Origin of the sequence: Actinomadura sp., assembly GCF_044508335.1 — a bacterium.
GTDB lineage: Bacteria > Actinomycetota > Actinomycetes > Streptosporangiales > Streptosporangiaceae > Spirillospora.
This window is the reverse complement of record NZ_JBIQHY010000051.1, coordinates 37058-43173: the sequence shown is the minus strand read 5'-3', so window position 1 is coordinate 43173 and position 6116 is coordinate 37058. Positions and strand designations below refer to the sequence as shown.

The 6116-nt window shown below is 74.9% G+C and carries 7 protein-coding genes and 1 riboswitch; of the genes, 5 read left to right on the top strand and 2 right to left on the bottom strand.

Going from position 1 to position 6116, the window contains the following annotated elements; all coding sequences use genetic code 11:
- The coding region (locus ACIWVC_RS18745; protein WP_396451443.1) for a TerD family protein at positions 1-1334 on the bottom strand (1334 nt) is incomplete at its 3' end.
- Positions 1335-1340: 6 nt separating this feature from the next.
- Positions 1341-1910 carry a TerD family protein gene (locus ACIWVC_RS18740; RefSeq protein WP_396451445.1) on the bottom strand — a complete coding sequence of 190 codons (570 nt, stop codon included), beginning with the start codon at positions 1908-1910 and terminating at the stop codon, positions 1341-1343.
- A 224-nt stretch (positions 1911-2134) separates the two neighbouring features.
- On the opposite strand from ACIWVC_RS18740, the gene ACIWVC_RS18735 reads away from it, so the two are divergent.
- The 5 genes from ACIWVC_RS18735 to ACIWVC_RS18715 form a co-directional block, all read left to right on the top strand.
- The gene (locus tag ACIWVC_RS18735; protein WP_396451447.1) at positions 2135-3376 is read left to right on the top strand and encodes a PHB depolymerase family esterase; all 1242 of its coding nucleotides are present in this window, start codon (positions 2135-2137) and stop codon (positions 3374-3376) included.
- A 65-nt stretch (positions 3377-3441) separates the two neighbouring features.
- A riboswitch (cobalamin riboswitch) is annotated at positions 3442-3502 on the top strand.
- Between the two features lie 59 nt (positions 3503-3561).
- Positions 3562-3747: a CbtB-domain containing protein gene (locus ACIWVC_RS18730; protein ID WP_396451449.1), complete on the top strand. Its 186-nt coding sequence runs from the start codon at positions 3562-3564 to the stop codon at positions 3745-3747.
- An 8-nt stretch (positions 3748-3755) separates the two neighbouring features.
- Positions 3756-4499, top strand: a complete 744-nt coding sequence (locus ACIWVC_RS18725; protein ID WP_396451451.1) for a CbtA family protein — start codon at positions 3756-3758, stop codon at positions 4497-4499.
- Entirely contained in the window at positions 4454-5044 is a 591-nt protein-coding gene (locus ACIWVC_RS18720) for a histidine phosphatase family protein (protein ID WP_396451453.1), read from the top strand. Before ACIWVC_RS18725 ends, ACIWVC_RS18720 begins: the two co-directional genes overlap by 46 nt.
- A partial coding sequence (locus tag ACIWVC_RS18715) for an ATP-binding protein (RefSeq protein ID WP_396454380.1) occupies positions 5041-6116 on the top strand: 1076 nt, incomplete at its 3' end. The genes ACIWVC_RS18720 and ACIWVC_RS18715, both read left to right, overlap by 4 nt.

Below are 6116 nucleotides of genomic sequence, written 5' to 3'. Positions count from 1 at the left end.
TCGGCGAGGCGCAGGAGCTGGTGCGCGTCCTCGCCGTCGAGGGCGGCGCCCGCGTCGAGGATCACCGCCAGGCGGACGGGCGGGCCGCCGCCGGGCAGGTCCTCCTCGCCGCCGATCCGGCGCAGGTCGACCAGGTCGAGCAGGCGGCGGATCCGCTCGGCCGCACCCGTGCCGACGGCGACGCCGCCGCCCAGCAGCCGGGCGGACGTGCCCGGGTCGAAGCCGTGCAGCCAGCCCGCGCCCGACAGGCCCGGCGCGTCGATCACCTCCAGGCCCGCCAGCCCGGGCGGGGCGGCCGCCAGGAAGCGGGTGGCCAGCGACCAGGCGTAGGCGGCGGAGTCGCCGGGCATCGTGCCCTGCGAGATCCACACGGCGCGCCGCCACGGCAGCCGGAGGACGAGCGGTATCCGCAGATCGGGCAGCTCCGCGGTGGACAGGCGGCCGAGCAGGACGCCGTCGGCCAGGTCGGTGCGGGGCCGCCAGGTCAGCCAGGACGGCGCGTCGAACGGCGCGACCTCCGCCGGGACGTGCGGCTCCACCCGGGCCAGCTCGTCGCGGAGCTGCGCGGCGTCCGAACTCAGGCGCTCGTGCGCGGTGGACATCAGCTCGTCGAAGCGCCCGCGGGGGCGGCGCCCGGCGATCTCCTCGTTGCGGACGGTCAGCGCGTGCTCGGTGGCGGAGCGGAAGGCGGCGAGCGAGCGGCTCGCGTCCTCCCAGATCAGCCAGCAGCGTTCCAAGTAGCCGACCTCGTTGGCGGGCGGGGTCTGCGGCGGCGGGACCGTTCGCGGCACCGGCGGCGCCGGGGCGGACGGTCGCGGTGCCGGGGTGGGCGGCGGCACCGGGTCCCCCGGGTCGTCGACCTCTATGCCGTGGGCCGCCACCAGTTCGGCCAGGCCGCCCGCGTAGCCCTGGCCGACGGCGCGCACCTTCCAGCGGTCGGCACGGCGGTAGACCTCCAGCCCGATGATCGCCTTCTCCTCGCCCAGGCCCTGGACGGTGAACTCCGCGACCGGGGTCGCACCGGCGGCCAGGCCGATGCGCGGCGGCGGCACCGACCCGAACGCGGTCGTGCCGGTGAGGCTCACCGCGATCAGCACCGCGGTGTCGGCCGGCACCGCGTCCAGGTCGAGGTCGACCCGCTGGCCTCCGGAGTCGGACCAGCGGACGCCCGGCGCCTCCGGGGCGTTGAAGAACACCAGGTCGGCGTCGGAGCGGACGCGCAGGTCAGGGCCGACCAGCAGCGCGCTGACGTCCACCGGCGCGGCGCAGGACACCGTCGCGGTCACCCGCCGGGCGGGCAGCGCCGCGTTGGCGCCGCGGGTGAGTTCGAGCATCGGCGGTCAGGCGTGCGCCGAGATCGCCGGGAGCATGTCCTGGAACGTGCGGCCGTGGCACGGCTCGCCGATGGCGTTCATCTTCCAGCCGCCGTTGTGGCGGTAGATCCGGGCCATGACCATGGCGGTGTGGGCGCCGCCGCCGGTCAGCGTGTACCGGGCGAGCTCGCCGCCGTCCACCTCGTTGACCAGCCGGCAGAAGGCGTTCTCCACCTCGTTGAAGGTCTGGCCGTTGAACGAGCTGACCGTGAACACCAGCGAGGTGACGTGCACCGGGAGGCGGTTCAGGTCGACGATGACGGACTCGTCGTCGCCGTCGCCCGCCCCGGTGAGGTTGTCGCCGGTGTGCCGGACGGAGCCGTCGTCGCTGACGAGCTTGCCGAAGTACACGACGTCCGCGAGGTTGGCGTCGGCGAAGAGGACGCAGGACGCGTCGAGGTCGATCTCGCGCTCGCGGGAGCCGAAGAACCCCTTCTTCTTCACCGCGTCCCAGCCCAGGCCCATACGGACCATGCTCAGCGCGCCGCCCGGCTTCTCCAGCGAGATCCGCTGGCCCTTCACCATAGAGACGGTCACAGCCGTCGCCTCCTGTCCCCTGTACCGCGCGGCCGCCGCGCAGGCCCCAAGCACCCGGTCGCCGCGAAAGCGGCGGGTCGTGGAAAGCCTGGCAGTCCGCCGCCCCGTTGTCACCTCGTTCCCGGCGGCGGGTGAAACCGGTGGAAGGCTTCTTGTCCGCGTCCGGCGGGCGGCCGCATAGTGGCGGTCGCCGGGCGGCTCGCGAACAGGAAGCGGTGGTTCTCGTGAGGGCCCTTGGTGTGCTCGTGGCGGCGCTGGCCGCGGCGCTGGCCGTGCTGGTGGGGCCGCCGGCGTCGGCGGCGGCGTTGACGGAGGTCACGGACTTCGGGACGAACCCGACCGGGCTCCGGATGCACCTGTACGTGCCCGACCGCGTCCAGGAGAGGCCGCCGGTGCTGCTGGCCGTCCACTGGTGCACGGGGTCCGGGCCGGCGATGTACTCGGGGACGGAGTTCGCGCGGCTCGCCGACCAGTACGGGTTCATCGTGGTGTACCCGTCGGCGACGCGCAGCGGGAACTGCTTCGACGTGTCGTCGCCGCAGGCGCTGAGGCGGGACGGCGGGAGCGACCCGGTGGGGCTCGTGTCGATGGTCCGGTACACGCTGCAGCGGTACGGCGGGGACGCGTCCCGGGTGTTCGTCACCGGCGTGTCGTCCGGCGCGATGATGACGAACGTCATGCTCGCGAACTACCCCGACGTGTTCGCGGCGGGCGCGGTGTTCGCCGGGGTGCCGGACGGGTGCTTCGCCACGGCCGACGGCTCGGAGTGGAACAGCGCGTGCGCCAACGGGACCGTCCTGAAGACGCCGCAGGAGTGGGGCGACATCGCCCGGTCCGCCTACCCCGGGTACTCGGGTCCCCGGCCGCGGGTGCAGCTGTGGCACGGCACGGCGGACGACACGCTGCGCTACCCCAACTTCGGCGAGGAGATCGACCAGTGGACGAACGTCCACGGCCTGCCGGCCGCGCCGACCTCCACCGACCAGCCGCGGCAGGGCTGGACCCGGACGCGGTACGGCGACAAGGTCGAGGCGTACTCCCTGCAGGGCGTGGGCCACAACCTCATGGCGTCGGGCATGGCGCAGCGGACGATCGAGTTCTTCGGGCTCGACCAGGGCGGCACGACGGAGCCGCCGGACGACGGGTCCTCCGACTGCGGCGTCGCCTACTCGGTCAACGCGTGGAACACGGGCCTGGTCGCGAGCATCACCATCACCAACACCGGATCGGCCCCGGTCGACGGATGGACGCTCGGCTTCACCCTGCCCGCCGGGCAGACGATCACGTCCGGGTGGGGCGCGGACTACCGGCCGAAGAGCGGCGCGGTCAGCGCGACGAACGCGTCCTACAACGCGGCGATCCCGGCGGGCGGCTCGATCAGCATCGGCCTGCAGGCGACCCACACCGGCGACACCGGCGCGCCGAGCGCCTTCACCCTCAACGGCGCTCCTTGCACGGTCGTGTGAACGTCTGTTGACACCCCGAGAGGAAGGTCGTACGGTTCGCTTGATTCACGGTTGCCCGAGGGAAATCCGGTGAGATGCCGGTGCGGACGCGCCACTGTATCCGGGACGACGATCCCGGGAGCCAGGTCGCTCGGGTAGCCGCGACCTCATAGTCCGGGACGCGCTAGATCCCCTACGGAGGCTCCGTGAGCACGCTGTCCGCTCGAACCATCCCCCTTACCCGCCTCGTTCCCTGGCTGCTCGCGGTGCCCGTGCTGCTGCTGCTCGGCTACCTCGTCCTGATGGACAACGGCGCCGTGTCGCAGGCGGGCGGCTACCTCCACGAGCTGATGCACGACGGGCGGCACCTGCTCGGCGTGCCCTGCCACTAGGCCGCCGCATGGTGCGCACCCTGCTGGTCAGGGGCCTTCTTCTGGGCCTCCTGGCCGGCCTCGTCGCGGGCGTCTTCGCCTTCGCGGCCGGTGAGCCGCGCATCGACGAGGCGATCGCGTTGGAGAACGCCGCCGCCCACGAGCACGCGCAAGGTGCGGGCGAGCAGGCGCACGAGCGGGCACACGAGCACGGTGAAGAGGTGGGCCGGGGCACGCAGAAGGCCGGGCTGTTCCTCGCCACCGGGCTGTACGGGCTCGCCGTCGGCGGCGTGTTCGCGCTCGTCTACGCGGGGCTGCGGGGCCGCGTCGGCCCGCGGTCGGACGGCGGGCTGGCGCTCGCCGCCGCCGGTGTCGGCTTCGCCGCCGTCATCGTCGTCCCGTTCCTGAAGTATCCGGCGAACCCGCCGGCGGTGGGCGACCCGGAGACCATCAACAGCCGGACGCTGCTGTACCTGGCGATGATCGGCGTCGGGCTGCTCGCGACCGCGATCGCGGTGACGACGTCGCGGGCCGTGCCCGGCGGGCCGTGGGCGCGCTGGCCCGCGGCGGTGCTCGCGTTCATCGTCCCGGTGGCGGTCGCGTCGCTGCTCCTGCCGGGGGTGGACGAGGTGCCCGACGGGTTCCCCGCCACGCTGCTGTGGCAGTTCCGCATGACCTCGCTCGGGACGCAGCTGGTGTTCTGGGCGTCGTTCGGCACGCTGTTCGGGTGGTTCTGCGACCGGGCGGCGCGTTCCGCCGCGGTACCGGCCTGAACGGGGTGCTGTTCGTCCGGCACGCGACCTCGGCGGGGATGCGGGAGGCCCGCTTCCCCGCCGGAGGGGTCCCCGCCGACGCGGGCGGCCTGGCCAGGGCCAGGGCGCTGGCCGGGGCGCTGCCGGACGGCGCGGCGTGGACGTCCCCGGCGCGGGCCGCCCGCGAGACCTGCGCGGCGCTGGGCCTGGACGCGCGGCCCGTCGCGGCGCTCGCCGAGGCGGACTGCGGTTCCTGGGCGGGCGTCCGGTTCGCGGACGTCGAGCCCGCGGCGCTGGACGGGTGGCTGTCGGATCCGGACGCGGCACCGCCCGGCGGCGAGCCGCGGAGCGCGGTCGCGGCGCGGGTCGCGGAGTGGCTCGGCGGCCGCCCGTCGGGCATCGCGGTGTGCGACGCGGGCGTCATCCGGGCCGCGCTGTGCCACGCCCTGGGGCTGGACGTCCCGGCGGGCGACCGCATCGACCTCGCCCCGCTGTCCACCACGCGACTCACCGCCGCCCGAGGCGGCTGGCGGGTCGCGCACGTCAACCGGAAGGTGGTTCCTTGAACGCCCTGTATCCGTTCAGCGCCGTGGTCGGCCTGGACGACCTGAAGCTGGCGCTGCTGCTCAACGCCGTCTCCCCGCGGGTCGGCGGGGTGCTGGTGCGGGGCGAGAAGGGCACCGCGAAGTCGACGATCGTGCGGGCGCTGGCCGCCCAGCTGCCCGCCGTGGACGTCGTGCCGGGCTGCCGGTTCGGGTGCGACCCGGCGGAGCCCGACCCGTCCTGCCCGGACGGCCCGCACGATCCGGGCGGCCCGGTGGAGCGGCGGCCGTCCGCGCTGGTGGAGCTGCCGGTCGGCGCGTCGGAGGACCGGCTCGCCGGATCGCTGGACGTGGAGCGGGCGCTGACCGAGGGCGTGAAGGCGTTCGAGCCGGGGCTGCTCGCGGCGGCGCACCGGGGCGTCCTCTACGTGGACGAGGTGAACCTGCTGCACGACCACCTGGTGGACCTGCTGCTGGACGCCGCCGCGCTCGGCACCTGCTACGTGGAGCGCGAGTCGCTGTCGATCCGGCACGCGGCCCGGTTCCTGCTCGTCGGGACGATGAACCCGGAGGAGGGCGAGCTGCGGCCGCAGCTCCTCGACCGGTTCGGGCTGACCGTCGAGGTGCGGGCGTCGCGGGAGCCGAAGGAGCGGGCGGAGGTCGTCCGGCGGCGGCTGGCGTTCGAGGCGGACCCGGAGGCGTTCGCCGCGCGCTGGGCCGGCGCCGAGGCCGAGCTCGCGGCGCGCATCTCGGCCGCGCGCGGACGGCTGCCCGGTGTGCGGCTCCCGGACGCGCGGCTGGAGCAGATCGCGGCCGTGTGCGCCGGGTTCGAGGTGGACGGCCTGCGCGCCGACCTCGTCACCGCGAACGCGGCGCTCGCGCACGCGGCCTGGCACGGGCGGGACGAGGTGGCCGTCGCGGACGTGCGCGCCGCCGCCCGCCTGGCGCTGCCGCACCGGCGCCGCCGCGACCCGTTCGACGCCCCGGGCCTGGACGAGTCGCTCCTCGACGAGCTTCTCCGCGACTCCTCCCCCGACGACGATCCGCCCGAACCGCCCCCGGGCGGCGGCGCCCCGCCGGACGATGGCGGTTCTCC